We start from the raw sequence: 26,044 nt of genomic DNA, 5'->3' as shown, positions 1-26,044 counted from the left end.
TCCCACCGTACGGCGGGGAACGTAATCTGAGTTTCTCGGTCTCGCCATGCGAACGTCAGGCGCTGCGCTCGAGCGCGCGCAGGCTGCGGTCCGTGATGGACCGTCCGCCGCGCCCTATGGCGATGGTGCCGGACTGCACGAGCTCCTTGATGCCGAAGGGTTCCAGCATCTTGAGCATGGCGCCCAGCTTGTCGGTACCGCCGGTGGCCTCGATGGTGACGGCCTCCGGGGAGACGTCGACCGTCTTGGCGCGGAACAGCTGGACGATCTCGACGATCTGCGAGCGGGTCTCGTTGTCGGCACGGACCTTCACCAGGACGAGTTCGCGCTCGATCGCGTTGTGCGGCTCCAGCTCGACGATCTTGAGCACGTTGACCAGCTTGTTGAGCTGCTTGGTCACCTGCTCCAGCGGGAGGTCCTCGACGTTCACGACGATGGTGATGCGGGAGATGTCGGGGTGCTCGGTGACACCGACCGCCAGGGAGTCGATGTTGAACCCGCGGCGGGAGAACAGTGCGGCGATCCGGGCGAGGATGCCGGGCGTGTTCTCGACCAGGACGGAGAGCGTGTGCTTGGACATGTGAGGCGTTCTCTCTCTCGGCTCTCTCGGCTCAGTCGTCTTCGTTGTCGCCGAAGTCGGGACGGACGCCCCGGGCTGCCATGACCTCGTCGTTGGAGGTGCCGGCGGCGACCATCGGCCACACCATGGCGTCCTCGTGGACGATGAAGTCGATGACCACCGTACGGTCGTTGATCGCGTTGGCCTCGGCGATGACCTTGTCCAGGTCGGCCGGGTCCTCGCAGCGCAGGGCGACGCAGCCCATGGCCTCGGACAGCTTGACGAAGTCCGGGACGCGGGTGCCCTTGCGGGGGGCGACGGACTCGCCGAGCTGGGAGCCGACGGTGTCGTGGCCGGTCTCGTCCGCGTGGAGCACGGTGTTCGAGTAGCGCTGGTTGTAGAACAGCGTCTGCCACTGGCGGACCATGCCCAGCGCGCCGTTGTTGATGATCGCGACCTTGATCGGGATGTTGTTCAGCGCACAGGTGACCAGTTCCTGATTGGTCATCTGGAAGCAGCCGTCGCCGTCGATCGCCCAGACCGTGCGCTCGGGCATCCCGACCTTGGCACCCATCGCGGCCGGGACCGCGTAGCCCATGGTTCCGGCGCCGCCGGAGTTCAGCCAGGTGCGGGGCTCCTCGTACTTCACGAAGTGCGAGGCCCACATCTGGTGCTGGCCGACACCGGCCGCGAAGACGGTGCCCTTCGGCGCGAGCGCGCCGATCCGCTCGATGACCTGCTGCGGCGAGAGGCTGCCGTCCTCGGGCAGGTCGTAGCCCAGCGGGTACGTCTCGCGCCAGCGGTTGAGGTCGTACCACCATGCGGTGTAGTCGCCGGGGTTCCCCTCGGTGTGCTCCGCCTGGACGGCCTGGACCAGGTCGGCGATGACCTCGCGGGCGTCGCCGACGATCGGGACGTCGACCGCGCGGTTCTTGCCGATCTCGGCCGGGTCGATGTCCGCGTGGATGATCTTCGCGAACGGGGCGAAGCTGTCCAGCTTGCCGGTGACGCGGTCGTCGAAGCGGGTGCCGAGCGCGATCAGCAGGTCCGACTTCTGGAGCGCGGTGACGGCGGTGACCGCGCCGTGCATGCCGGGCATGCCGACGTGCAGCGGGTGGCTGTCGGGGAAGGAACCGAGCGCCATCAGGGTGGTGCAGACCGGCAGGCCGGTCAGCTCGGCGAGGACCTTCAGCTCGGCGGTCGCGCCGGACTTCATGACGCCGCCGCCGACGTACAGGACCGGGCGCTTGGCCTGGCAGATGAGCTTGGCGGCCTCGCGGATCTGCTTGGCGTGCGGCTTGGTGACCGGCCGGTAACCGGGGAGGTCCTGGGAGGGCGGCCACGTGAAGGTGGTCTTCGCCTGCAGGGCGTCCTTGGCGATGTCGACCAGGACCGGGCCGGGGCGGCCGGTGGAGGCGATGTGGAAGGCCTCGGCGATCGTCCGCGGGATGTCCTCGGCCTTGGTGACCAGGAAGTTGTGCTTGGTGATCGGCATGGTGATGCCGACGATGTCCGCCTCCTGGAAGGCGTCGGTGCCGATCGCCTTGGAGGAGACCTGGCCGGTGATGGCGACGAGCGGGACGGAGTCCATGTGCGCGTCGGCGATCGGGGTGACCAGGTTGGTGGCACCCGGGCCGGAGGTGGCCATGCAGACGCCGACCTTGCCGGTGGCCTGCGCGTAGCCGGTGGCGGCGTGGCCGGCCCCCTGCTCGTGGCGGACCAGGATGTGACGGACCTTCTTCGAGTCCATCATCGGGTCGTACGCGGGGAGGATGGCGCCGCCCGGAATGCCGAAGACGGTGTCGCACCCCACCTCTTCGAGAGAGCGGATGAGGGACTGCGCGCCCGTGACGTGCTCAACTGCGGCGGACTGGTGTCCGCCGGAACGGGGCCGCGGCTGCGGATGGTGGGCCCCGGTGGCCTGCTCGGTCATCGGCATTCTCTTCTCGAAGCTGAGGGTTTTACGAGGATTCGACTCTGTGCCAGTGCAACAAAAAACCCCTCGTGCCGGGAGGCAAGCGAGGGGAGCGCGTCGGGTGCGTTGAGCGGGGACATGCTGGTCCCGGCTTCAGCCGACGCGCTTTCCAAGTACGAGAATTCGGGTGCGCATGGCACTGACCCTCCCTCCGGCGGGAGGGTGATGTCAAGTAGGTGGGACGGGCGTCTCATTATGTGAGCCTCTGCGGATGGCCATCGATCCCCCGGACGAACCACCGGCCAGGGCGGGCTGGACCGCACCACCCGGTACAGGGAACGTACCGCGCACCAGCGCACGCCGCAGCCTGTATTCGTCGAGCGGTCCGGAGAAGGCCGTTCCCTGGCCGTGGGTGCACCCCATGGCACGCAATGCCAGGACCTGCTCGGGCAGGTCCACCCCGTCGGCCACCGATTGCATGCCCAGGTCGTTTGCGATCCGCAAGAGCCCTGCGGTGATCTTGTGGAGGCGGGCCGATTCCACGACGCCCTCCACCAGGCCCCGATCCAGCTTCAGCATGTCGACCGGGAGGCGCCGCAGGGCGCTGATGGCCGCGTAGCCGCTGCCGAAGCCGTCCAGCGCGATCCCCACCCCGAGCCGGTGCAGGGCGGTCAGACGGCGCTCCAGATCGTCGAAGGGCACTCTGGGGTCGGATACGGCGAGCTCCAGCACCAGCGCCCCGGAGGGCAGCCCGTGCCGCGTCAGCAGCGCCTCCACGGAGCCCAGGGGCACGGCCCGGTCGAGCAGCCGCTGGGCAGTCATCCGGACGGCCACGGGTACGTCGTGCCCGGCCCGGTGCCGGTCGGCGGCCTGCTCCACGGCCTGCTCCAGCAGCCAGCGCCCGAGCTCTGCGCTGCGGGTGCTCGTCCCGGCGACGAAGCCGGGCGGGGTGTCCGCGCCCGCGGCCGAACCCTCGCTGTACTCGGCCACCCGGAGGAACTCGGCCGGGGTGAAGAGGATCCCCTGGGCCGAGCGCCAGCGGGCCTGCGCGACCACGGCGGAGACCTCGCCGGTGGCCAGCGAGACCACGGGCTGGTGGAGCAGCGCGAACTCCCCCTCGTGGAGCGCGGTCCGCAGCCGCCCCGCCAGCTCCGCCTTCCGCACGACCTCGGCCTGCATCTGGGGGGCGTACAGCTCGACGCGGTCCTTGCCCCCCGCCTTGGCCCGGTACATCGCGAGATCCGCGTTGCGCATCAGGTCCGAAGGGGTGATGCCGGGGTCGGCGAAGGCCACGCCGATGCTCGCGGCGACCCTGACCTCGCTGCCCGCGATCCGGTACGGCTGGGAGAGCGTGGTGCGCAGCCGGTCGGCGATCTCGTGCACCTGGTACTCGCGGGCGCTGCGGTCGCGGCTGCCGTCGCCCAGGATCAGCGCGGCGAACTCGTCCCCGCCGAGGCGGGCCGCGGTGTCCCCGGCCCGGACCGAGTCCTGGAGCCTGCGGGCGGCCTCGATGAGCAGCTCGTCGCCGGCCTGGTGGCCGATGGTGTCGTTGACCGCCTTGAAGCCGTCGAGGTCGATGAAGAGCACGGCGGAGCTGTGGTCGCCCGCGCGCCGGCCGGTCAGGGCCTGGCGGACGCGGCGGGTGAACAGCGCCCGGTTGGGCAGGTCGGTCAGCGGATCGTGTTCGGCGCTGTGCTGGAGCTGCGCCTGGAGCCGGACCCGTTCGGTGACGTCGCGGCTGTTGAGGATGAGCCCGCCCTGGTGGCGGTTGACGGTGGACTCCACGTTGAGCCACTCGCCGCCGCCCGATTTGAACCGGCATTCGATGCGGGTGGTGGGCTCCTCGGCCGGTGGAGCGGCCAGGAAGCGGCGTACCTCGTGGACCACTCTGCCGAGGTCGTCGGGGTGGATCAGGGTCGCGAGCTCGGTGCCGACCAGCTCCTCGGCCTCACGGCCGTAGACCCCGGCGGCGGCGGGGCTCACGTACCGCAGGGTGCCGGTGGGCGCGGCGATCATGATGACGTCACTGGAGCCCTGGACCAGGGAGCGAAAGTGGTTCTCCTTCTGGGCCAGTTCCTGGGTCAGCGCGATGTTGTCGAGGAGCATGATGCCCTGGCGGATCACGAGGGCGAGCACGACGGTGCAGCCGGTGAAGACGACCATGCGGTCGACCTTCCGGCCGTCCACGACGTTGTAGAGGATGCCCAGGGTGCACACGGCGGCCGCGAGGTACGGGGTGAGGGCGGGCAGCGATCCGGTGATGGGGCGGCTGTGCGGCCTCTCCACGCGCCGGGGGCCCGCCGGTTCCGGCCCGGGATGCAGGCGCCGGGCGCCCCAGGGCGCGTACGCGAGCAGCAGCGAGCCGGCGAACCAGCCGGCGTCGAGCAGCTGGCCGGACTGGTACTCGGCGCTCAGCAGCGGTGAGGTGAACAGGGCGTCGCTGAGCACGGTCAGGGCGAGCGCGGCGATGGCGGTGTTGACGGCGGAGCGGTTGGTCTCGGACCGCCGGAAGTGCAGCACCAGGACCATCGAGACCAGTGCGATGTCCAGGAGCGGATAGGCCAGCGAGAGGGCGGCGCGCGGGACGCTGCCGGGGGCGCCGGACTGCGCGGTCCGTGCCGCGTGGGCCAGCGCCAGGCTCCAGGAGAGCGTGAGCAGCGAGCCGCCGATGAGCCAGGAGTCGAGCCCGAGACAGACCCAGCCGGCCCGGGTGACGGGACGCTTGGCGAGGACGAGCAGGCCCACGATGGCCGGCGGGGCGAAGCACAGGAAGGCGAAGTCGGCCAGCGAGGGCTTGGGCACGTCCTGGCCGAGGATCACCTCGTACCAGCCCCAGACCGCGTTGCCGGAGGCGCCCATGAGGGAGGAGAAGGAGAAGAGCAGCCAGGCGGGACGCTCGCGGCTGTCGATCGCCCGCGCGTAGGTGTAGCAGGAGACCGCGGCGAGTAAGCCCGCCGCGCTGAGCCCGAAGTCACCCATGATCTCGGCGACTTCCTCCGATCCCCAGTTGAGGGCGGCGCCGACGGCGTATCCCCCGCTGACCAGCGCGAGGAGCAGCTGCATGGCCAGGCCCCTGCCGCCGCCCGAGAGGGACGGACGGTTCAGGAGCGCCGCCCCCGGGGCGCTCACCGGTCCCCCTCGCCCGCGGGTTCCGGTGCAGTCCAGTCTCGGCAACGTCGCCTCCGGCGGCTCTGCCACGTCGGATCCTTCGTCCATCGGCCGTGCATCGCCCGTCGCCCCCCAAAGTGTCCGATCACTCCCCAGCGCCAGACGTTCCCGGCGCAGCCCCTTCTTCCGGACGATACACCACTTTCGTCACTCAGCGACATAGCTTCTCTACGCTCCGTTACCAAGCGGGGAGTTGCTCCCACCGAGCGCATCCGGACGACTGCGGAGCGTGCGCACCACGCGTCAGGTGGTGATCAGTACCGTGTGCTCCACGGGGTCTCCGGCGGCGAACCGGGTGAGCTGGCGCGCCAGCAGGCGCTTGGCCCGTGGCTCGAAAGCCGTGCTGCTGCCGCCGACATGGGGCGTGATCAGGACGTTCGGAGCATGCCAGAGCGGGTGGCCGGCGGGCAGCGGTTCCGGGTCGGTCACGTCGAGGGCCGCGCGCAGCCGGCCCGACTCGACCTCGGCCAGCAGGGACTTGGTGTCGACGACGGGACCGCGCGCGACGTTCACCAGCAGGGCGCCGTCCTTCATACGGGCGAGGAACCCGGCTCCGGCCAGCCCGCGGGTGGCGTCGGTGAGCGGGGTCGTGAGGATCACCACGTCGGCGCCGGGCAGGAGTTCGGGCAGATCGGCCAGGGCGTGGACGGGCCCGCGCGGTGCGGTGCGCGCCGAGCGCGCGACGCGGCTGATCCGTCCGCACTCGAAGGGCGCGAGCCGGTCCTCGACGGCCGAGCCGATCGACCCGTAGCCGACGATCAGTACGGACTTGTCGGCGAGGGCGTCGTAGACGCCGAACCGCCATTCCTCACGGTCCTGGCCGCGGACCATGCCGGGGATGCCGCGCAGGGAGGCGAGGGTCAGGGCGAGCGCGAGCTCGGCGGTGCTCGCCGTGTGCACCCCGGCCGCGTTGCACAGGCGCACCCCGGGACGTAGACCGCCGAGGCCGCCGAGGATGTGGTCCGTGCCCGCGGTGAGGGTCTGGACGACCTCGACGGCGGGCATGGCGGCCAGCGGACGCACGGTGACCGCCGGGGACTTCATGTACGGGGTGACGTAGAAGACGCAGTCGGCGGGGTCCGCGGGGAAGGTGTCCTCCCCGTCCCAGTGGCGGTAGGTGAAGGAGTCGGGCAGGCCGTCGATCTCCCGGGCGGGGTACGGGAGCCAGACGTCACGGGTCTTTACAGTCATGATCAGGAGGCTATGCCAGGCGTGCGGATCAGGCCGTTGGCTAGGTTGGTGCCGGACCGGGAGGGGGACCCACGGGTGGAGCGCAGGTCGATCGGGGCGGGAGCGCTGGCGGTGGGCGCCGTCGGGCTCGGCTGTATGCCGATGAGCTGGGCGTACGCGCCTTCGCGGCGGCGGGGGCAGGAGTCGCTGGCGGCGGTGCACACGGCGCTGGACCTGGGGTCGAACCTGCTGGACACGGCCGATCTGTACGGGCCGTTCACCAATGAGCTGCTGCTGGGGCGGGTGCTGGCGGAGCGGCGGGCGGAGGCCTTCGTCTCGGCCAAGGTCGGGCTGCGGGCGGGGGACCAGCACGTGGTGGCCGACGGGCGGCCGGGCTATCTGCGGCGGGCCTGCGACGCCTCGCTGCGGCGGCTGCGGACCGACGTCATAGACCTCTACCAGTTGCACCGGGTGGATCCGGACGTGCCGGTGGAGGAGACCTGGGGCGCGATGGCGGAGCTCGTGGGCGCGGGGAAGGTGCGGGCGCTCGGGTTCTGCGCGCTGGGGGCGGGGGCCGGTCCGGGGGCCGGGCGGCGCGGGGACCGGGCGTACGCGACGACCGTGCGGCACCTGGAGCGGGCGCAGCAGGTGTTCCCGGTGAGCGCGGTGCAGGCGGAGCTGTCGGTGTGGTCCCCGCAGGCCGCGTGGCAGCTCCTGCCGTGGTGTGCGGCGCGCGGGGTGGGGTTCCTGGCGGCGATGCCGCTGGGCAGCGGGTTCCTGACCGGGACGCTCACTCCGGGTGAGGGCTTCGAGTCGGAGGACGTGCGGGCCCGGCATCCGCGGTTCACCGCGGATGCGATGGCCTCGAACCAGGCGCTGGTGGCGGGGCTGCGGCGGGTGGCCGGGCGGCACGGGCCGGGGGTCACGGTGGCGCAGGTGGCGCTGGCGTGGGTGCTGGCGCAGGGGCCGCAGGTGGTTCCGGTGCCGGGGGCGGACCGGGCGCGGTGGGCGGCGGAGAACGCGCGGGCCGCGGAGGTCCGGCTGACGGCCGGGGACCTGGCCGAGATCGCGGCCCTGCCGGTCGCGGTGGGAGCCTGGGACTGACGGGGCCGGCGGCCACAACCACTCGATCGGGTGTACGAGTGGTGGAACTTCGGGAACCGCCGCGGCTGTTGAGTCTGATGAAAGGACGGGACCGGACGACCGGAAGGGAACAGGACGATGCGATACGGAACGACTCGCGTGCGGCAGGCGGGGTACGGGGCTTCGGGCGCGGGGCGCCGGGGCGTGCTGGCGGCGGTGGCGCTGGCCGGGTGCGGCGCCCTGCTGGCGTCGGGGTGTTCTCCGGCGGGCGGGCCGAAGGCCGGGCCGGGGAGCTCTCCACCGGGCACGGCGGCGGGCTCCGGGTCGGCGGGGCCGGCGGGCAGCGCGTCCGCGTCACCGGGGGCCTCGGGACCGCCGGCGAAGGGCATGGTGACGGTGACCGGCGAGGTCGCCAAGGGCCTGGAGTCGCCGTGGGGCGTCGCCGAGCTGCCCGGCGGGGACCTGCTGGTGGCCTCGCGGGACAAGGGGACGATCAGCAGGGTCGCGCTGGGCTCGGGCGCGGTGACGCCGATCGGGGAGGTGCCGGGGGTGGCCCCGGGCGGGGAGGGCGGGCTCCTGGGGCTCGCGCTGTCCCCTTCCTTCGCCTCGGACCGGCTGGTGTACGTGTACTTCACGACGGAGTCCGACAACCGCATCGCCCGTATGCGCTATGACGAGCAGCGGCCCGCCGGGCAGCAGCTGGGCGCTCCGGACACGGTGTTCCGGGGCATCCCCAAGGGGCTCGTCCACAACGGCGGCCGGATCGCCTTCGGCCCGGACAAGATGCTCTACGCGGGGACGGGCGAGACCGGTGAGACCGGGCTCGCGCAGGACAAGAAGTCGCTGGGCGGCAAGATCCTGCGGATGACCCCGGACGGCGATCCGGTGCACGGCAATCCGGAGGCGGACTCGGTCGTCTACTCCTACGGGCACCGCAATGTGCAGGGGCTGGCCTGGGACAAGGACAAACGGCTGTGGGCGGCCGAGTTCGGCCAGAAGGCCTGGGACGAGCTGAACCTGATCGAGCCCGGCGCGAACTACGGCTGGCCGGAGGCCGAGGGGAAGGCCGGCAGACCGGGTCTGCGGGATCCGGTGGCCGTCTGGAAGACCGACGAGGCCTCGCCGAGCGGGATCGCGTGGGCCGAGGGGTCGATCTGGATGGCCGGGCTGAAGGGGAACCGGCTGTGGCGGATCCCGCTGGCCGGTGCGGAACCGGTGGCCGAGCCGGAGGCCTTCCTGGAAGGAAGGTACGGACGGCTGCGCACGGTGGTGCCGCTGGGAGGGGACCGCTTGCTGCTGGTGACGAGCGAGACGGACGGGCGCGGGTCGCCGGAAGCGGGCGACGACAGGATCCTGACACTGACGGTGCGGTGACCGGCACGGGCCCCGTTGAGGGCGGAAGGTGTGGTGGACGCGGTGTTCAACATGATCGAGGAGCTCTTCAGCCCGGGACGCAAGCACACGGACGAGGAGAAGAAGCGGCTGGAGCTGTCCCGGGTCGACGTCAATGACGGTGACCCGGGACGGGGGCCGATAGACCTGGACTCCGGCCAGGTGCTCATACGCCTCGGTGAGCAGCCTCCGGCTGAGGGCTGACCGGCCCGGACGGGGCGAAGAGCCGCAGCCTGTGGGCGAGGGCGGCCGCCTCGCCGCGGCCCGCGACGCCCAGTTTGGCCAGGATGTTCGAGACGTGGACGCTCGCCGTCTTCGGGGAGATGAACAGCTCCTCGGCGATCTTGCGGTTGGTGCTGCCGGCGGCCACCAGGCGCAGGACGTCCCGCTCGCGGCTGGTCAGGCCGAGTGCCTCCACCGGGTCGGCCTCCGGTTCGGGCGGGGCCTGGGGTGTGCCGGCGGGGGTCAGCGGGAGCCGGGCGCGCTGGGCGAGCAGGGCCAGGTCCTCGCGCAGCCGGCGTGAGCCGAGCCGGTCGGCGGTGGCGTGGGCGGTGCGGAGCAGGGCGGCCGCCGCGTCACGGCAGCCGCCGGCGGCCAGCAGGGCCTCGGCGAGCCGGTGGCGGGCCCGGGCCAGCAGGTACGGGCGCTCCAGCGGGCGGACGGCCGCTTCCACGGCGGTCCAGTCGGCGACGGTGTCCCGGTCCTCCGCCCGCAGCAGCTCGGCGCGCAGGTACGCGGCGTGGGCCTCCCACACCGGGGCCGGGGCGGGGAGGGGCCGGGCGGCGCTGCGCAGGGCGTCCAGGGCCTCGGCGCGGCCGGTGTCGGCGGCGGGCAGGCCCCGGGAGTCCGCCTCGGCCGTCGCGGCGGCGAGGAGCAGCGGCCAGGCGTACCGGTGCTGCCCGAGCGGGAACCCGTACTCGATCGCGGCGGCCGTCTCGGAGCGGACGTCGGTGATCCGGCCCTCCCCCGCGGCGATCCCGACCGCGAGGCGGTAGAGCGGTATCCGGTGCTGGGGCTGGGTGTCGTGGGTGCCGAAGTGGGAGTGGGCGGCGGCGAGCTGGTGGGCCGCCTCGGTCAGCTCGCCCCGGGCCAGGGCGAGGTAGGCCAGCCGTGCGGAGGCGGAGCCGCGCGGGGCGGCGCTCTGGCCGACGAGCAGGGTGCGCCGGGCCGCGGCGGTGGCCTCGTCCCAGCGGCCGAGGCTGTAGAGGCTCTCCGCCATGTTGCCCCGCACCCAGGCCTCGGTGTCGAACAAGCGTGATCTGCCGACGAGTTCCGCTCCCTCTTCGGCCAGCTCCACCGCTTCCCGTGACCGTCCCGTGCTTTCCAGCTGAGAGGTGAGGTTGATATGTGCACGTCCCGCGAGCATCGTCAGGCCGAGTTCGGTGGCCCGGTCCTTGACCGTGCGCAGCTCGGTGAAACCGGCTTCGCCGGTACCGGCGTCGGTGAGGAGGCAGCCGACCGTGATCCGCGCGTTGAGCTCCACCTCCTCGGCGCCGACCATCCGCGCGTAGGCGACGGCGCGCTGGGCCGCTTCGAGGTTGCCGGGGCCCGGGTTGTGGAGCATGCCCCAGCCCGCGGCCCGGACGAGGACCTCGGCGTGCACCTGGGACGGGGGCAGGCCCCGTACGAGCTCCTGTGCCTTGGCGATCTCCTCCCAGCCGTCGCTGCGGCCGAGGCCGGCCACCAGCCGGGAGCGCTCGGTCCAGAACCAGGCGGCCCGCAGTGGGTCGTGGCCGTCCTCCAGGGTCCGCAGCGCCATTTTGGTGATCTTCAGGGCGCGTTCCCGCTCCCCTCCGTAGCGGGCCGCGACGGTCGCCTCGGCCATCAGGTCGAGCCGTCGCAGCGGGGTGCTGGCCGGGTCGCAGCCGCACGGCGGGTACACGTCGGTGTCGTCCGCCGGGCGCAGCGCCCCTCGGACCTCGTCCGGGGCGCTGTCCCACAGGTCCATGGCCCGCTCCAGCAGGCGCAGCTGCTCGGAGTAGGCGTGCCGGCGGCGGGCGGCAACCGAGGCGGCGAGTACGGCGGGCAGCGCCTTGGCCGGGTCGTTGGCCTGGTACCAGTAGTTGGCGAGCCGGATGACCCGCTCCTCGGCGCGGATCAGGGACTCGTCGGCCTCCAGCGCCTGCGCGTAGTGCCGGTTGAGGCGGGAGCGCTCGCCGGGCAGCAGGTCGTCGCTGACCGCCTCGCGGACGAGCGAGTGGCGGAAGCGGTAGCCGTCGCCGTCGGTGGTGGCGAGCAGAATGTTGGCGCCCACGGCGGCCCGCAGGGCCTCGATGAGCTCGTCCTCGGTGAGGCCGGCGACGGCGCGCAGGAGCGGGTACTCGACGGTGGAGCCGCCCTCGGCGACGATGCGCACCACGCGCTGGGCCTCGTCCGGGAGGACCTCGACGCGGACGAGGAGGAGGTCGCGCAAGGATTCGGTGAGGCCGGCGCGGCAGCCGCTCGCCTTGGAGGCGACGAGTTCCTCGACGAAGAAGGCGTTGCCGTCGGAGCGTTCGAAGACCGAGTGGACGAAGTCCTCCTCGGGCTGCGTGGCGAGGATACCGGCGAGCTGGCGGCGCACCTCGGCCCGGTTGAAGCGGGGCAGCTCGATGCGCCGGACGGTGCGCAGCCGGTCCAGTTCGGCGAGGAGCGGGCGCAGCGGGTGGCGGCGGTGGACGTCGTCCGCGCGGTAGGTGGCGACGACGACAAGCCGGCCGCTGGCGAGGGTGCGGAAGAGGTAGGAGAGCAGGTGCCGGGTGGAGGTGTCCGCCCAGTGCAGGTCCTCGAGGACGAGGACGACGAGGCGTTCGGCGGCGAGGCGTTCCAGCATCCGGGCCGTCAGTTCGAACAGCCGGGCGGTGCTCTCCTCGTCGTGCGGGCCGCGCGGGGTGTCGCCGAGTTCGGGGAGGATCCGGGCGAGTTCGCCTTCCTGGCCGGCGGCTGCGGCGGCGAGCTCCTCGGGGAGTTCCCGGTGCAGGGTGCGCAGGGCGGTCGAAAACGGGGCGAAGGGAAGTCCCTCCGCCCCGATCTCCACACAGCCTCCGACGGCGACCACGGCGCCGCGGCGGGCCGCTTCTCCGAGGAACTCCTCGGTGAGGCGGGTCTTGCCGACCCCGGCCTCTCCCCCGATGAGCATCGCCTGCGGCTCCCGGCCGGCGGCGCGGGTCAGTGCGTCGGTGAGCAGGGCCAGTTCGTCGGCTCGGCCGACGAACACCGGGCTGACAGATCTGGTCTCCACGTCGCCGAGCATCGCACAGACGTCCTGTCCGGCGGCACTCGATATCGGTGCGCTTCTCATCACGTGTCAGTTCACGCGGTCTGCGGCGCGCGTCACGCGGCGCGGGCGAAGCGGCCCCGGTGTCCTCTCACCGCACCTTCGGGTTCCTGGCTCCGCGAGGAGGCGCGGCGGGCCTTCTTGGCCTCCCGCGCCAGGCGGTACGCGTCGGCCTCGCGGATGAGGTCGGCGGTGCGGGCGGCTGCGATCTCGTACTCGAACATCTCGTACTCCCTGGCTGCGTTGCTCGGTCACCTCGTTCGGTGTGATCCGAGCTTCGCGTGCCAGGGGGTGCCGGCACATCGGTCGCATGCCGCATTTGCCGGGGGCAGGGGGCCTTAGTCCGGGGCCGTGTGTTCCCCGGACGGGCTCAGGAGACCTAAGGCGGTGCCTAGCCGGCTGCCTTCGGGATGGCGAGGAGGAGGTCGAAGTACATGAGGACGAAGAGCAGGATGCCCAGGGCGCCCAGGGCGATGCCGGCCCAGGAGACGGACCGCACCCAGGCGGGGAGGACGCGCTCGGGGGTGCCGAAGGCGGGCAGGGCCAGCACGAAGACGGCGATGATCAGGGCCAGGGTGGAGAAGATGCCGTTCACCAGGGCGGTGGTGTGCCACGGACCGGCGAACTGGGCGGCGATCTGCGCGTTGGCGTCGGCGGCCTGGGACAGTTCGAGGCGGCCGGTGATGCTCGTGCGCTCGGACACGATGCCGGCGACCCAGCTGCCGCTGAGGGCGACCACGGACAGACCCGCGGCGACGATCGCGGAGGCGGCGGATCCGACGTGGCTCGGCTCCTTGGCCTCGTCCTCGTCCTCGTCGAACGCGTCGTCGTCCAGGTCCCCGTCGGTGAGCGCGGCGTCGGCCTCGGCCTCGGCGGGCTGGGCGGTCTCGGCCTTCTCGAGGTCGACCGGGGTGGTGTCCGCCTCGGGGGCGTTCGTGGCGGGGGTCTTCGTGGTGTCCATGCGTGGCACCGTAGGCGGCCTGTCTGAGAGTCTCATGAGAAATGCGGCGGACCCCGCCGCATCGGGGCCCGGCCGGTGCTCAGGCGGAACGGGCCGCGGTCCACTCGTCGGCGAGGACGGCCCAGACCTCGGTGCTCTGGCGCACGCCCCGGTGCAGGTGGTTCTCGCGCATGACGCCCTCGCGGGTCAGGCCGAGGCGCTCGGCGACCGCGATGCTCTTCTTGTTCCCGGTGGCGACGTGCCACTCCACGCGGTGCATGCCGCGCCCGTCGAAGGCCCAGTCGATGAGCACCCGGCAGGCGGCGGTGACCAGCCCTCGTCCGGCGGCGGCCGGCTCCAGCCAGCAGCCGACCTCGCAGTTGCCGGCGGCGGCGTCGAAGGCCGGGTAGAGCACGCCGCCGACGAGCGTGCCCTCGACCCAGATGCCGAAGAAGCGGGTGCCGTCGTTCGCGGCCTTCTCGGCGTTGGTCCGCAGCAGCTCGCGCGCGGAGTCCAGGTCGGTGGCGCGGTCGGGGAAGCCGACGAACTGTCCGATGAACTCGCGGCCCCGGTCCATGTGGGCGAGGAACTCCTCGGCGTGCCATACCTCCAGCGGCTTCAGCTGGGCGTCTTCGGCGAGGTCTATCGCGAACATGCGGGGAGTCCTTACGGCTGGTCAGCGGGACACGGGTACGGATTCAGCCGGCTCCGCGCTGTTTTCGCTCGGCCGCTGTGCCGGAAGTTTCGCACGCGGGCCGCGGTCTGGGGGCTCGATGCTGATCCGGGGGAGCCTCCGGTCGAGCCATGCGGGGAGCCACCAGTTGGCGCCGCCGAGCATGTGCATCAGGGCCGGGACGAGGAGGGTGCGCAGCACGAAGGCGTCGAGGGCCACGGCCGCGGCGAGCGCGATGCCGAACATCGCGATGATCCGGTCGCCGCTGAGGACGAACGCCAGGAACACCGCGATCATGATGACGGCGGCCGAGTTGATGACCCGGCTGGTCTCGGCGAGGCCCACGCGGACGGCCCGCCGGTTGTCCCCGGTCTCCAGCCACTCCTCGTACATCCGGCTGACGAGGAAGACCTGGTAGTCCATCGACAGTCCGAACAGGACGGACACCATGATCACGGGCAGGAAGGGCTCGATGGGCCCGGCGCTGCCCAGGCCCAGCAGTTCGCTGCCCCAGCCCCACTGGAAGATCGCCACGACCACGCCGAAGGAGGAGGCGACGGCGGCGACGTTCATGGCCGCCGCCTTGACCGGGATGCCGATGGACCGGAAGGCCAGCAGCAGGAGCACGCAGCCCAGGGCGACGATCACGGAGACGAAGAGCGGCAGTTTTCCGACGATGACCTCGGCGAAGTCGTCGTAGCCGGCCGTCACTCCGCCGACGTGGACCTCCATGGAGTTGTCGTGCACGGCGCGCGGGATGACGTCCTCGCGGAGCCGGTCGACGAGGTCGCTCGTGGCCCGGGACTGAGGGGCGGAGTCGGGTACGACGGTGAGGACGGCGGTGTCCCCGCTCCGGTTGAGGACCGCCGGGCCGGTGGACGCGACGCCCTCGGTCGTACGGAGCGCTTCGGCCAGCCGGTCCACGGCGAGCCGGTCCCCTGCGCCGTCGAGGCAGGCGACGACGGTGAGCGGGCCGTTCGTGCCGGGCCCGAACCCTTCCGCCAGCAGGTCGTAGGCCTGCCGGGTGGTGGACGTGGCCGGGTTGTTGCCCTGGTCGGAGGTGCCGAGGTGGAGGGAGAGCGTGGGCAGGGCCAGCACCAGCATGACCGTGGTGGCGACGACGCCCAGCAGCTTGGGGTGGCGTTCCACGAAGGCGGACCAGCGGACGGCGAAGCCGGTGGCGTGTTCGGGCCGCGGGCCCTCGGCGGCGAGCCTGCGGCGCTCGCGGCCCGAGAGGGCCCGCGTGCCGATGTACGAGAGGAGGGCGGGCAGCAGCGTGACCGAGGCGGCGACCGTGAGGACCACCGTCACGGAGGCGGCTATCGCGACGCCGTCCAGGAAGTTCAGCCGCAGCACCAGCATGCCGAGCAGTGCGATGCAGACGGTGGCTCCGGCGAAGACGACGGCGCGGCCGGTGGTGGCGACGGCGTTCTCGGCGGCCTCCTCGACCGGGAGTCCGCGGGCCAGGCCCTTGCGGTGCCGGGTGACGATGAACAGCGCGTAGTCGATCCCGACACCGAGGCCGACGAGGGTGCCGAGCATCGGGGCGAAGTCGGCGACGGGCATCGCGTGGCCGAGCAGGGTGATGCCGAAATAGGCGGTGCCCACACTGACCAGGGCGGTCGCGATGGGCAGCAGGCTCGCGGCGAGCGAGCCGAAGGCAAGGAAGAGGACGAGGGCCGCGAAGGCCACACCGATGACCTCGGCGAGGTGGGCGGACGGGGCCTCGGTCAGGGCGATGGCACGGCCGCCGAGTTCGACCTGGAGGCCGTCGGCCTCGGTGGCCGGGTTCTTCGCCGCCTCGGCGACGGCCTTGGCCTGGGCCTTGGGTACGGCGTCGGCCGGCCGGTCGAAGGTCACCACCGCGTAGGCGGTGCGGCCGTCGGCGCTGATCCGGGCGGCGCTCTCGGGGCCCGGGCCGTAGGGGCCGGCGACCGATCCGACGCCGGGGAGCACGGCGACGGCGTCGAGCGCGCGGGTCATGCGCTGCTCGACGCCGGGGGTTTTGACGCTCTGCCCGTCGGGGGTCCGCCACACGATGGTGTCGGTGTCCCCGCCCTGGCCGTGGAAGCCCTCGCGGAGCAGGTCGTGGGCCTTGCCGGACTCCGTGCCGGGGACCTCGTAGTCATTGGAGAACGCCGATCCGGCGGTCACGGCGGCAGCCGCGGTCCCCCCGAGGGCGAGCAGCCAGATCAGAACGGCGAGGAGTCGGTGCCGCATGCACCACCGTGCGATCGCTGCCAACGGACGTGCTCCCTGAGGGGTCGGATCTTTACCGGGAGAAAGCCCGTCGCAAAGAACGCGTGAACTCGTTGAAGGCCCGGCCGAAGGTCCGGAGGATCGCCCCGGGGCCCTGGCCAGGATGGTCTACACCTCAACGATCTCAGCGTTTCGTGATCGTTGGCCCCATTCGTGTGCATCGTCACAGGGCGGCGGGCAGGTGCGGGACCTTGGTCACCGTGAGGGCCGGCCGGAGGGCTCGTGGCGGCCGTGCGGGTGGTCCCGGTCCTCGGGTTCGTCGACGCGGTAGCCCGGGATCGAGGGCCACCGGACGGTGAGGACCACGGCGTCCTCCTCCGCGTACCAGGAGTGGTCGACGCCGCGCCCCCAGAGCACGTAGTCGCCCTGCTCGGCGAGGACGACGGTCCGCCCCGGGAACTCCAGCCGGAAGCGGCCGCTGATCAGCACCAGCAGCGCGGTGCGCTTCTCCGCGGTGGCCCAGCGCTCCCGCTCGTCGCCCTTCGGGTGGACGCCCCACTTGATCTCCACGTCCTCGCTGTGACGGGGGTCCGAGGGGTCCTTGAAGTGGCCGAGGAGCCAGCCGCGGTCGGCGGCCGCGTCGGGGCCGGCCTTGCCGGTGTAGATGGTGGAGTCGTCGTTCACGGGGTGAGGCTAATGCAGTTGTGCGGCCTGCCCCGACACTGGTCAGCTGGTGCGATGACCATGGATCACGAGGAACTCCTGAAGGTGCGGGCCGCGTACGACGCCCGGATGCGCCGCGACGCCGAACCGGACGCCGCGCAGGCGCGCGTGGAGCGGGCCGGCTCGGTCGTCCGCCAGACAGTGCCGGGCCTCGGCTGGAACGGGGTGCTCTGGTCGGACCTCGACGCGGAGAGCGCGGACGCGGAGATCGCCGCGCAGGTCGCGCACTTCGCGGGGCTGGGGACGGCGGAGTTCGAGTGGAAGCTGTACGACCACGACCGGCCCTCCGACCTGGGGGCGCGGCTGCTGGCGGCGGGGCTCGTACCGGAGCCCCCCGAGACGCTGATGGTGGGCCGGACGGCCGAGCTCGCGAAACTGCCGGTGGATCCGCCCGAGGGCATCACGCTGCGGGTGGTGACCGACGAGGCGGGGGTGGACCTGATGATGGACGTCCACGTGCGGGCCTTCGGCACCGAGCGGCCCCGGATCCGCGAGCAGATGCTGAGCCTGCTGCGGGAGGAGCCGGACTCCATCGCCGCCGTCGTGGCGATGGCGGGCGACACCCCGATCAGCGCGGCCCGGATGGAGATGCGGCCGGGCACTCCCTTCGCCGGCCTCTGGGGCGGCGGCACGGACCCCCGGTGGCGCGGACGGGGCATCTACCGGCTGCTGGTGGCCCACCGGGCCCGCGTGGCGGCGGAGCTCGGCATTCCGTACCTCCAGGTGGACGCGTCGGCGGACAGCCGGCCGATCCTGGAGCGCCTCGGCTTCGACGTGCTGGGGGTGACCACCCCCTACATCTGGTCCAGGGGCTAGGCGGCCGGAGGCCGATCCCGGCGAGTTCGTCGAGCATCTCCAGCGCGAGTTGCCACTTCGGGCGGTGGTATTCGCTCTCGGGGATCCGGCAGGCCGCCCGGCGCTGGGCCGCCTCAGGCCCGTCCCACGACTGCGGCAGGAACAACCGCCAAGACAGCGGGCACGAGGCGGTGTCGGAGGCGGCATGGACACTGACGCCGATCTGGCAGTTGCCGACCTTGCCCAGGGTGCCCGAGTACTGGCGGGCAACCCCGGGCGATGCCTTGCCGTCCTTGGGGAAACCGGTGTCATCGACCACCCACACCTGCGGGCGCACCGCCTGCACAGCCCGCCACGCCAGCCCGGCCCGCACGTCCTTCACCGGCCAGGTCGAGGAGGTCATGAACTGCTGCAACTGCTGGTGGTCGACCCCGAGGCGTTCGGCCATCGGCTGCATCGACTTCCTGCGGCCGTCCAGCAGCAGCCCCCGCAGGTACAACTGGCCCTTCGCCTGCCAGTCCGGCCGCACCAACGGCGCGAACACCTCGGAGGCGAACTCCTCCAACCGGACCCGAACCGCGGCAAGCTCCCCAGCCCTCATACAACCAGCGAACTACCGAACACCCGACGTGACAAGACCCGCTAACAAAGCACTACTAGGGGGTGGCCGGAAACGTCTGTTCCGGCTCGCGGGCGGCGGGCAGGATCGTCGGCATGGAACGCACCGAACGCATCGAACGGATCGACCCGCCCCTCACCGCTGACGAGCGCGAGACCCTCCGCGCCTACCTCGACTACCACCGGGCGACCCTCGCCTGGAAGTGCGAGGATCTCTCCGACGAGCAGCTGCGCCGCACTTCGACGCCCCCGTCCACCCTGTCGCTGCTGGGCCTGGTCCGGCACATGGCCGAGGTCGAGCGGCACTGGTACCGCCGCGTCCTGAACGGCGAGGAGATCCCGCACCTGTGGTCGGACAGCCACGACTTCCAGGCCGCCTACGAGGTCTCCGGTTCCGGCCGCGCCGAGGCGTTCGGCGCCTGGGAGGAGGAGGTGGCCCACTCCCGCCGCATCGAGGCCGCCTGCGCTTCGCTCGACGTGACGGTCCACGTGCCGCGCTGGGGGAAGGAGGCCTCGCTGCGCGTGCTGACGCTCCACCTCATCCACGAGTACGCCCGTCACAACGGCCACGCCGACCTGCTCCGCGAGGCCGTCGACGGGGTCACCGGCGCCTGAGCCGGCGCGGCCGGGCTCAGGCCGCGCGCCAGTAGCCCAGTGCGTTCACCCGCTGCTTCGGCAGGGCGAGTTCCTTGCGCAGGTACGCGACCAGCGCGCGGGTCGTCGCTGTGTCGCAGGCCAGCCAGACGTACGCCGATGCCGGGTCGGAGCCGACCAGTTCCGGCAGCTCCGCCCGGACCCGGTCGGCCAGCGCCGTCCCGGACCGCGGCACCCGCCGGACGTCGTGCCGGTCCGCGTGCTCGCGCAGCGGCAGCCCGGCGTCGGAGTCGTGCTGCGTCTCGAACCAGACCGTCGCGGGGGTCTGCGGGTAGGCGTCCAGCAGCGAGTTGATGGCCGGGAGGGACGCCGTGTCCCCGATGACCAGCAGCCGCTCCGGGGCCGGGTCCGGAGCGGTGAACCCCGTCCCCTGCACGGTGGCCTCGACGGTGTCCCCGGGCTTGGCCGTGCGCGCCCAGTCGCTGGCGACGCCGTCGTGCAGGGCGAACTCGAAGCAGAAGGTGCCCGCTTGCGGATCCGGGTCCACCAGCGTGTAGGCGCGCTGGTGCGGCTTGCCCGCGCCCTCGAACCACACGCGCACCCACATCGTCGGGTGCAGCGACTCCCCGGCCGCGGCCAGCAGCCCGCCGTCCGTGAAGTACACCCGGCGGAAGTGCTCCGTGACGTCTTCCGCTCCCGTCACCGTGAAGGTGAAGTCCTTGCCCCTGAAGAGCTTGAGGACCACGCCCTCCCAGCCCTTGACTACCGCCATGTCCAGCCCCTCCCCTGACACCCTTATAGTTAGGCCAGCCTAACCTAATACACCATGGGGAAGAGTGTGAGCAGCGTGACCAGTGAGAGCAGCGCGAGCAGCGGCGACCGGGCATCCGGCAGCGCCCACGAGGCCCGCGAAGCGTACGGGACCCACGAGGTCTTCCGCGACCCCTGGGGCATCCCCCATCTGCGCGCCTCCGACGCCCTCGCCCTGGCTTACGCCCAAGGCCGCGTCACCGCCCTCGACCGGGCCTGGCAGCTGGAGGTCGAACGCCACCGCGCCCAGGGCTCCAGCGCCTCCTTCCTCGGCGCGGACTGCGTGGCCTGGGACCGGTTCGCCCGCCAGAGCCGCATCGACGACACCGCCCGCCGCTGCTACGAGGCGCTGGACGCCGACGACCCCGAAACCGCCGCCTGGATCCGCGCGTACGTCGACGGCGTCAACGACGGGCTGGCCGCGGGCGCCTCGCGCGACGAGCGCTTCGCGCGCACCGGCCTGACGGCCACCCCCTGGGAGCCCTGGGTTCCGCTGGCGGTCTGGACCGCCACCCACATCCTGTTCGCCGGCTTCGCCACCAAGCTGTGGCGCGACCGCGTGGCCCGCGCCCTCGGCGAGGACGCGGTCACCCTCTTCGCCACCGACGGCCCCGGCACCGCCGGCAGCAACGGCTGGATGGTGCCGGGCGACCGCACCACCACCGGCGCCGCGATCATCGCGGGCGACCCGCACCGGTTCATCGAGGACCCGGGCGTCTACCAGCAGATACGCCTCTCCTGCCCGGAGTACGACGTCCTCGGCCTGGCCGTGCCCGGAGTCCCCGGCCTCGCCCACTTCGGCCACACCGGCTCCGCCGCCTGGGCCATCACCAACGCCATGGCCGACTACCAGGACCTGTACACCGAGCAGCTGCGCGGCGAGGGCCCCGGTCTCGAGGCGCTCGGACCGGACGGGGTCTGGGAAGCGGTCGCCCGGCACACCGAGACCATCACGGTGTCGGGTGGCGAGGGCGCGCCCGAGAGCGCCACCGAGGTCGAGGTCGAGGTCCTGGAGACCGCCCGCGGCCCGGTGATCGTCAACGAGGACGGCCGTACGCTCTCGCTGCGCTACCCGCCCCGCGTCCGCCAGGACCTCGGCTTCGGCACCCTGCCCGCCCTGCTGCGCGCCCGCACCGTCGCCGACATCGACCGCGCCTTCGACGGCTGGGCGGAGCCCGTCAACGTCGTCCACGCCGCCGACTCCGAGGGCGGCCTGCTGCACCGCGTCGCGGGCGCCGTGCCGCTGCGCGACAGCGCCAACCGGCTGCGCCCCGTGCCCGCATGGGACCGCGGCCACGACTGGCAGGGCTGGGCCGAGACCCCGGCCGAGCCCGTGCAGGGCTTCGCCGTCATGGCGAACGCCCGCGGCATCGCCTCGCCGCTGGGCGTGGAGTTCGCGCCCCCGCACCGCGCCAACCGCATCCGCGCACTGCTCAGCGGCTCCGCCGACTGGTCGCCGAAGGCGATGGCCGACGTACACGCGGACACCCACCTGGCCTCCGCCGAGCCGCTGCTCGCCCTGCTGCCGGCGCTCGGCGCGCTGTCCCCCGCCGCGGCGGCCCTGCGCGAGCGGCTGCTGGCCTGGGACCGGCACATGGCGGCCGACAGCACCGACGCCACCGTCTTCTCGGCCTTCCGCGCCGCGACCGTACGGAGCCTCGCCGCCGATCCCGTCTTCGCGGACCTGGCCGGCGCCCCCGCCGGCCCCGCGGTGTTCCACCCCTGGCTCTACCTGGTCCCCCGGATCGGCTACGCCCTCGAAGGCCTGCTCACCACCTCCCTGCTGCCCGGCCTCGACCGCGCCGCGCACGTCCGGGCCGCCCTGGAGGAGACGGCCGCGGCCGGCTCCCCCGACGCGCCCTGGTCCCAGGTCCACCGCCTCGCCCCCTGGTCGGCCCTGCCGGACCCGGAGGCCGAGTGGCCCGGCCTCGGCGGCGACCACGACTGCGTGAACGCCACCTCCTCGGTCCCCGGCTTCACCGACCTCACGGCCCGCGCGTCGGCGGCCCGTTACGTCTGGGACCTCGCACGGCGCGAGGACAGCCTCTGGGCCGTCCCGCTCGGCGCGGACGGTGTCCCCGGCGCACCCCACCACCGCGACCAGCTCCCCCTCTGGGCCCGCTGCGAACTCGTCCCCGTCGTCACCGACTGGACCCGTCTCACCAAGGAAACCGCATGATCTCGACCAGACAGCCCGTGTACAGCCACCTCGTCGAGGCCTTCGGCACGGTCACCATCACCCCCGTGGACCCGGCCGCCGACTCCGCCCTGATCCACGGCTGGGTCACGCAGGAGCGGGCCCGCTTCTGGGGCATGGGCGAGGCCAGCCGCGAGCTGGTCCAGGAGATCTACGAGGACGTCGACCGCCGCACCACCCACCACGCGTTCATCGTCAGCCGTGACGGCGAGCAGGTCGCGCTGTTCCAGACGTACGACTGCGCCGAGGACCGGGTCAGCGAGTGTTACGAGGTCCGGCCCGGGGACGTCGGCGTGCACCTGCTGATCGGCCCCAGCAAGGGCGCCGCCGAGCACGGGTTCACCTCCTCCCTGCTGGAGGCCTTCCTCGGCTACCTGTTCTCCGTCGGCAAGGCCCGCCGCGTGATCGCCGAGCCGGACGCCCGCAACGAGAAGGCCATCGCGGTCCTGGCGCGCAACGGCTTCGCCCCCGGCCCCGAGATCGAACTCCCGGAGATCGACCTGCCCGAGGTCTACCTGCCGGCGAAGAAGGCCCGCCTGACCATCTACGACCCGCGCGCCACCGCGGCGTCGGCCTGACGCCGGGCCGGCAGACCCGCCGGCCCGCGCGCCCCCGCGGAAACGGCGGACGGCCCCGCACCGGAAGTCCGGTGCGGGGCCGCCGCCGTGGTACCTGCCCGGCCGCTACTCGGACACGCCCAGGCGCTCCAGGATGAGCTCCTTGACGCGCGCCGCGTCGGCCTGGCCGCGGGTGGTCTTCATGACCGCGCCGACCAGCGCTCCGACGGCCGCGACCTTGCCGCCGCGGATCTTGTCGGCGATGGCCGCGTTGCCCGCGATGGCCTCGTCCACGGCCGCGCCGAGCGCGCCCTCGTCCGAGACGACCTTCAGGCCGCGCTTCTCGACGACCTCGTCCGGGGTGCCCTCACCGGCGAGGACGCCTTCGAGGACCTGGCGGGCCAGCTTGTCGTTGAGCTCACCGGCGGCGACCAGGGCCGCGACGCGGGCGACCTGGACGGGGGTGATGGGCAGCTCGTCGACGACGACGCCCTGCTCGTTGGCGTTGCGGGCCAGCTCGCCCATCCACCACTTGCGGGCGGCGGTCGAGTCGGCGCCGGCCTCGATGGTCGCGACGATGGAGTCCACCGCGCCCGCGTTGAGGATCGACTGCATGTCGTGCTCGGTGACGCCCCACTCCTGGAGGAGGCGGTTGCGGCGCACGCGCGGCATCTCGGGCAGACCGGCGCGGAGCTCCTCGACCCAGGTGCGGGCCGGGGCGACGGGGACCAGGTCGGGCTCCGGGAAGTACCGGTAGTCCTCGGCGTTGTCCTTGATGCGGCCGGCCGTGGTGGAGCCGTCCTCCTCGTGGAAGTGCCGGGTCTCCTGCACGATCGAGCCGCCGCCGCTCAGCACGGCCGCGTGACGCTGGATCTCGAAGCGGGCCGCGCGCTCGACGGAGCGCAGCGAGTTGACGTTCTTCGTCTCGCTGCGGGTGCCGAACTCGGACTCGGGCGTCGGGCGCAGCGAAAGGTTCACGTCGCAGCGCATCTGGCCCTTGTCCATGCGGGCCTCGGAGACGCCGAGCGCCTTGATGACCTCGCGCAGCTCGGCGACGTACGCCTTGGCGACTTCCGGAGCCCGCGACCCCGCCCCTTCGATGGGCTTGGTGACGATCTCGATGAGCGGGATGCCGGCGCGGTTGTAGTCCAGCAGCGAGTGGGACGCGCCGTGGATGCGGCCGGTGGCGCCGCCCACGTGCAGCGACTTGCCGGTGTCCTCCTCCATGTGGGCGCGCTCGATCTCCACGCGGAAGATCTCGCCGTCCTCCAGCTGGACGTCCAGGTAGCCGTTGAAGGCGATGGGCTCGTCGTACTGGGAGGTCTGGAAGTTCTTCGGCATGTCCGGATAGAAGTAGTTCTTCCGGGCGAAGCGGCACCACTCGGCGATCTCGCAGTTCAGCGCGAGACCGATCTTGATGGCGGACTCGATGCCGATCGCGTTGACGACCGGGAGGGCGCCGGGCAGGCCCAGGCAGACCGGGCAGGTCTGCGAGTTCGGCTCGGCGCCGAGTTCGGTCGAGCAGCCGCAGAACATCTTGGTCCTGGTGCCGAGCTCGACATGGACCTCGAGGCCCATGACGGGGTCGTACGACGCGAGGGCGTCCTCGTACGACATCAGTTCGGTGTAGGTGGTCACGGTGAAACTTTCCCTCTCAGCCCAGCAGGACGTCGTCGTCGCCCAGGCGCTTCAGCTCGCGGTACAGGATCGCGAGGCCGGTGACGATGGCGGCGGCGGACACGACGGCGTCGACCAGCTTCAGCGTGTCGTGATCGGTGCGGGCCTTCTTGACCTGCTTGATCACGCTGATGGCGCCGAAGGCTGTGGTGCCGATCGACAGGTAGGTGCCGGACTTGGACTTCTTGAAGCCCTTGGCCTTGGACAGTGCACTGGTGCTCACAGGGACGGTGCCTCCTCAAGCAGCGGGTGACCCCAGCGTGCGACGAAGGCGGCCTCGACGGCCGCACCGACCTTGTAGAGCCGGTCGTCCTTCATCGCCGGGGCGATGATCTGCAGCCCGACCGGGAGGCCGTCCTCCGGTGCCAGGCCGCAGGGGAGCGACATGGCGGAGTTTCCGGCCAGGTTGGTCGGGATGGTGCACAGGTCCGCGAGGTACATGGCGAGCGGGTCGTCGCTGCGCTCGCCGATGGGGAAGGCGGTGGTCGGGGTCGTCGGGGAGACGATCACGTCGACCTGCTCGAAGGACTTCTCGAAGTCCTTGGTGATGAGCGTGCGGACCTTCTGGGCGGAACCGTAGTACGCGTCGTAGTAGCCGGAGCTGAGCGCGTACGTGCCGAGGATGACGCGGCGCTTGACCTCGTCGCCGAAGCCGGCCTCGCGGGTGAGGGCGGTGACGTCCTCGGCGGACTTGGTGCCGTCGTCGCCGACGCGCAGGCCGTAGCGCATGGCGTCGAAGCGGGCCAGGTTCGAGGAGCACTCGGACGGCGCGATCAGGTAGTACGCGGCCATCGCGAGGTCGAAGGAGGGGCAGTCCAGCTCGACGATCTCGGCGCCGAGCTCCTTGAGGAGCTCCACCGACTCGTTGAAGCGCTGGACGACACCGGCCTGGTAGCCCTCGCCCGCGAACTGCTTGACCACACCGACGCGCATGCCGGCGACCGAGCCGCTCCGGGCCGCCTCGACGACCGGCGGGACCGGGGCGTCGATGGAGGTGGAGTCGAGCGGGTCGTGGCCGGCGATGACCTCGTGCAGCAGGGCCGCGTCCAGGACCGTACGGGCGCAGGGACCGCCCTGGTCGAGGGAGGAGGAGAAGGCGACCATGCCGTAGCGGGAGACGCCGCCGTAGGTCGGCTTCACGCCGACGGTGCCGGTGACGGCGGCGGGCTGGCGGATGGAGCCGCCGGTGTCCGTGCCGATGGCGAGGGGCGCCTGGTACGCGGCGAGCGCGGCCGCGGAGCCGCCGCCGGAGCCGCCGGGGATCCGGGTGAGGTCCCACGGGTTGCCGGTCGGGCCGTAGGCGCTGTTCTCCGTCGACGACCCCATGGCGAACTCGTCCATGTTGGTCTTGCCGAGGATGACGACGTCGGCTTCCTTCAGCTTGCGCGTCAGGGTGGCGTCATAGGGCGGGATCCAGCCTTCGAGGATCTTCGAGCCGACGGTGGTCGGGACCCCGACGGTGGTGAAGATGTCCTTGAGGGCGAGCGGTACGCCGGCCAGCGGGCCGAGCTTCTCGCCGGCCGCGCGCTTGGCGTCGACGGCGCGGGCCTGGGCGAGGGCGCCCTCGCGGTCGACGTGCAGGAAGGCGTGGACCTTCTCGTCGGTCGCGTCGATGCGGGCCAGGTGGGCCTCGGTGACCTCGACGGCCGTGAGCTCGCCGGAGGCGATCTTCTCGGCGGTCTGGGCCGCCGTGAGCTTGATGATGTCGACCATGGCTG

Annotated in this window: 21 protein-coding genes and 1 pseudogene; 7 read left to right on the top strand and 15 right to left on the bottom strand. The window is 72.3% G+C overall.

What is annotated here, in order from left to right:
• Window positions 1-55 precede the first annotated feature (55 nt).
• From ilvN to ACTVZO_RS28710, 4 genes are all read right to left on the bottom strand, one after another.
• Window positions 56-580 carry an acetolactate synthase small subunit gene (gene ilvN / locus ACTVZO_RS28725; protein ID WP_443301093.1) on the bottom strand — a complete coding sequence of 175 codons (525 nt, stop codon included), beginning with the start codon at window positions 578-580 and terminating at the stop codon, window positions 56-58.
• Window positions 581-611: 31 nt separating this feature from the next.
• Window positions 612-2,498 (bottom strand): acetolactate synthase large subunit, encoded by a 1,887-nt coding sequence (locus tag ACTVZO_RS28720; RefSeq protein WP_443301092.1) that lies wholly within the window; start codon window positions 2,496-2,498, stop codon window positions 612-614.
• A gap of 204 nt (window positions 2,499-2,702) precedes the next feature.
• On the bottom strand, window positions 2,703-5,603 hold the full coding sequence (locus ACTVZO_RS28715) for a putative bifunctional diguanylate cyclase/phosphodiesterase (RefSeq protein WP_443301091.1): 2,901 nt from the start codon (window positions 5,601-5,603) through the stop codon (window positions 2,703-2,705).
• A 282-nt stretch (window positions 5,604-5,885) separates the two neighbouring features.
• Complete coding sequence (locus ACTVZO_RS28710) at window positions 5,886-6,833, bottom strand: 2-hydroxyacid dehydrogenase (protein ID WP_443301090.1); 948 nt, start codon at window positions 6,831-6,833, stop codon at window positions 5,886-5,888.
• 75 nt (window positions 6,834-6,908) lie between these two features.
• Between ACTVZO_RS28710 and ACTVZO_RS28705 the strand changes: the two genes are divergently transcribed.
• The 3 genes from ACTVZO_RS28705 to ACTVZO_RS28695 all read left to right on the top strand — a co-directional run bounded on the left by ACTVZO_RS28705 (window position 6,909) and on the right by ACTVZO_RS28695 (window position 9,491).
• Window positions 6,909-7,916, top strand: coding sequence for an aldo/keto reductase (locus ACTVZO_RS28705; protein ID WP_443301089.1), 1,008 nt, complete (start codon window positions 6,909-6,911; stop codon window positions 7,914-7,916).
• Window positions 7,917-8,054: 138 nt separating this feature from the next.
• Window positions 8,055-9,269: a PQQ-dependent sugar dehydrogenase gene (locus tag ACTVZO_RS28700; protein WP_443301088.1), complete on the top strand. Its 1,215-nt coding sequence runs from the start codon at window positions 8,055-8,057 to the stop codon at window positions 9,267-9,269.
• A gap of 33 nt (window positions 9,270-9,302) precedes the next feature.
• Entirely contained in the window at window positions 9,303-9,491 is a 189-nt protein-coding gene (locus ACTVZO_RS28695; RefSeq protein ID WP_443301087.1) for a DUF6191 domain-containing protein, read from the top strand.
• On the opposite strand, the gene ACTVZO_RS28690 is transcribed toward ACTVZO_RS28695, so the two are convergent.
• The 6 genes from ACTVZO_RS28690 to ACTVZO_RS28665 form a co-directional block, all read right to left on the bottom strand.
• Entirely contained in the window at window positions 9,454-12,519 is a 3,066-nt protein-coding gene (locus ACTVZO_RS28690) for a helix-turn-helix transcriptional regulator (RefSeq protein WP_443303297.1), read from the bottom strand. The two genes, ACTVZO_RS28695 and ACTVZO_RS28690, sit on opposite strands and share 38 nt — an antisense overlap.
• Window positions 12,520-12,599: 80 nt before the next feature.
• Window positions 12,600-12,767 (bottom strand): hypothetical protein, encoded by a 168-nt coding sequence (locus tag ACTVZO_RS28685; RefSeq protein WP_362296639.1) that lies wholly within the window; start codon window positions 12,765-12,767, stop codon window positions 12,600-12,602.
• Between the two features lie 167 nt (window positions 12,768-12,934).
• Window positions 12,935-13,504, bottom strand: a complete 570-nt coding sequence (locus ACTVZO_RS28680; protein WP_443301086.1) for a hypothetical protein — start codon at window positions 13,502-13,504, stop codon at window positions 12,935-12,937.
• A gap of 79 nt (window positions 13,505-13,583) precedes the next feature.
• Window positions 13,584-14,138 (bottom strand): GNAT family N-acetyltransferase, encoded by a 555-nt coding sequence (locus tag ACTVZO_RS28675; RefSeq protein ID WP_443301085.1) that lies wholly within the window; start codon window positions 14,136-14,138, stop codon window positions 13,584-13,586.
• Window positions 14,139-14,159: 21 nt separating this feature from the next.
• Window positions 14,160-16,400 (bottom strand): MMPL family transporter, encoded by a 2,241-nt coding sequence (locus ACTVZO_RS28670; RefSeq protein WP_443301084.1) that lies wholly within the window; start codon window positions 16,398-16,400, stop codon window positions 14,160-14,162.
• Window positions 16,401-16,610: 210 nt separating this feature from the next.
• Window positions 16,611-17,039: a signal peptidase I gene (locus ACTVZO_RS28665; RefSeq protein ID WP_443301083.1), complete on the bottom strand. Its 429-nt coding sequence runs from the start codon at window positions 17,037-17,039 to the stop codon at window positions 16,611-16,613.
• Window positions 17,040-17,099: 60 nt separating this feature from the next.
• On the opposite strand from ACTVZO_RS28665, the gene ACTVZO_RS28660 reads away from it, so the two are divergent.
• A complete protein-coding gene (locus tag ACTVZO_RS28660) occupies window positions 17,100-17,894 on the top strand; it encodes a GNAT family N-acetyltransferase (RefSeq protein WP_443303296.1) in 795 nt (264 codons plus the stop codon).
• Window position 17,895: 1 nt separating this feature from the next.
• Here ACTVZO_RS28660 and ACTVZO_RS28655 read toward each other — a convergent pair.
• Window positions 17,896-18,474, bottom strand: a pseudogene (locus tag ACTVZO_RS28655) (IS701 family transposase); the annotation flags it as partial.
• 113 nt (window positions 18,475-18,587) lie between these two features.
• Here ACTVZO_RS28655 and ACTVZO_RS28650 point away from each other — a divergent pair.
• Complete coding sequence (locus ACTVZO_RS28650; protein WP_443301082.1) at window positions 18,588-19,106, top strand: DinB family protein; 519 nt, start codon at window positions 18,588-18,590, stop codon at window positions 19,104-19,106.
• A 16-nt stretch (window positions 19,107-19,122) separates the two neighbouring features.
• Here ACTVZO_RS28650 and ACTVZO_RS28645 read toward each other — a convergent pair whose 3' ends face one another.
• On the bottom strand, window positions 19,123-19,857 hold the full coding sequence (locus tag ACTVZO_RS28645; RefSeq protein ID WP_443301081.1) for a siderophore-interacting protein: 735 nt from the start codon (window positions 19,855-19,857) through the stop codon (window positions 19,123-19,125).
• A 54-nt stretch (window positions 19,858-19,911) separates the two neighbouring features.
• On the opposite strand from ACTVZO_RS28645, the gene ACTVZO_RS28640 reads away from it, so the two are divergent.
• Together ACTVZO_RS28640 and ACTVZO_RS28635 are read left to right on the top strand one after the other, a co-directional pair.
• On the top strand, window positions 19,912-22,074 hold the full coding sequence (locus ACTVZO_RS28640; RefSeq protein ID WP_443301080.1) for a penicillin acylase family protein: 2,163 nt from the start codon (window positions 19,912-19,914) through the stop codon (window positions 22,072-22,074).
• A complete protein-coding gene (locus ACTVZO_RS28635) occupies window positions 22,071-22,670 on the top strand; it encodes a GNAT family N-acetyltransferase (protein WP_443301079.1) in 600 nt (199 codons plus the stop codon). The genes ACTVZO_RS28640 and ACTVZO_RS28635 overlap by 4 nt, the downstream gene beginning before the upstream one ends.
• A 105-nt stretch (window positions 22,671-22,775) precedes the next feature.
• Here ACTVZO_RS28635 and gatB read toward each other — a convergent pair whose 3' ends face one another.
• Genes gatB through gatA form a run of 3 tightly spaced genes read right to left on the bottom strand, consistent with a single transcriptional unit; the run spans window position 22,776 to window position 26,039 of the window.
• Window positions 22,776-24,266: an Asp-tRNA(Asn)/Glu-tRNA(Gln) amidotransferase subunit GatB gene (gene gatB, locus ACTVZO_RS28630; RefSeq protein ID WP_443303295.1), complete on the bottom strand. Its 1,491-nt coding sequence runs from the start codon at window positions 24,264-24,266 to the stop codon at window positions 22,776-22,778.
• A gap of 37 nt (window positions 24,267-24,303) precedes the next feature.
• Entirely contained in the window at window positions 24,304-24,549 is a 246-nt protein-coding gene (locus tag ACTVZO_RS28625) for a hypothetical protein (RefSeq protein WP_443301078.1), read from the bottom strand.
• Window positions 24,546-26,039, bottom strand: a complete 1,494-nt coding sequence (gene gatA, locus ACTVZO_RS28620) for an Asp-tRNA(Asn)/Glu-tRNA(Gln) amidotransferase subunit GatA (protein WP_443301077.1) — start codon at window positions 26,037-26,039, stop codon at window positions 24,546-24,548. The genes ACTVZO_RS28625 and gatA overlap by 4 nt, the downstream gene beginning before the upstream one ends.
• Between the last annotated feature and the right edge of the window lie 5 nt (window positions 26,040-26,044).

The organism is Streptomyces sp. IBSNAI002, from assembly GCF_052244475.1.
In the GTDB taxonomy this organism is placed as follows: Bacteria; Actinomycetota; Actinomycetes; order Streptomycetales; family Streptomycetaceae; genus Streptomyces.
This window is presented reverse-complemented; position numbering and strand designations above follow the sequence as displayed.